1 pseudogene is annotated in these 1,195 nt (G+C 45.6%); it reads left to right on the top strand.

Annotated elements, in window-relative coordinates:
• Positions 1-1,195, top strand: a pseudogene (locus HMPREF2701_RS03800) (YSIRK signal domain/LPXTG anchor domain surface protein); the annotation flags it as partial.

The following is a 1,195-nucleotide window of genomic DNA, read 5'->3' on the forward strand; positions in this document are numbered from 1 at the left end:
AAGGTGAAAAAGGAGATCGAGGCGAACGCGGTCTAACCGGAGCACAAGGAGCAAAAGGTGAAAAAGGAGATCGAGGCGAACGCGGTCTCACTGGAGCTCAAGGAGCAAAAGGTGAAAAAGGAGACCAAGGTGAACGCGGTCTGACTGGAGCACAAGGTGCTAAAGGTGAAAAAGGAGACCAAGGTCAGGCAGGTCGTGACGGTGTAACTCCAACCGTAACCGTTAAAGATAATAAAGAAGACGGCACTCATACTATCACGATTAACGACGGTAGAGGTAATGTTACAAGTACTGTTGTAAGAGATGGTTTCGATGGCGCAAGTCCATTAGTTGCGACTCAACGAAATGACGCAGATAAAACAACGACTGTTATCTTCTATTATGACCAAAATGATAACAACGAATTTGATGCAGGCGATACAAAACTAAAAGAAGTTGTCATTGCAGATGGAGCTAAAGGTGAAAAAGGGGACCAAGGCGAACGTGGTCTAACCGGAGCGCAAGGTGAAAAAGGAGACCGTGGAGACCGTGGTGAAACAGGAGCAGCGGGACGTGACGGAAAAACTCCAAAAATCACAACTGCTCGTGGAGCAGACGGCCGTAGTACTGATATTACATTTACTATTCCTGGAGAAGAGCCTGTTGTAGCTAACATTAAAGATGGTAAAGATGGACGTACACCAACCATCGACTTAAATGCCTTAGCTGAAGCAGCAGCAAGATTAAACAATCAAAGAAGCGGAAGAGTAAGAAGAGCTTTAGCAGACGCCCCATCTACAGCACCAGCAGAAAAACCAAGAGAAGGTACTCTTATTACAGCGTACTTTGATAACAATGGTAATGGTCGATACGATGAAGGTATAGATGAATTAATTGCTAAACAACCAATTTATAATGGTACAGACGGTGCCAATGGTGCAGCAGGTGCAGCCGGACGTAATGGTGCTGAACTATTAAGTGGACCTAAAGCACCAACAGCAGATGATGGTAAAGATGGTGACACTTATATCGATGCAACTACAGGTGATGTTTATAAGAAAGAAAACGGAACTTGGGATAAGATTGGTAACATTCGTGGGCCTCAAGGTCTAAAAGGTGAAGCCGGAGTTGCAGGACCACAAGGACCACAAGGGCTACAAGGACCTAAGGGTGAACAGGGTGCTCAAGGTCTTCAAGGACGTGATGGTCAAGACGG

Source organism: Streptococcus sp. HMSC077D04, from assembly GCF_001808785.1.
Classification (GTDB): domain Bacteria; phylum Bacillota; class Bacilli; order Lactobacillales; family Streptococcaceae; genus Streptococcus; species Streptococcus mitis_BX.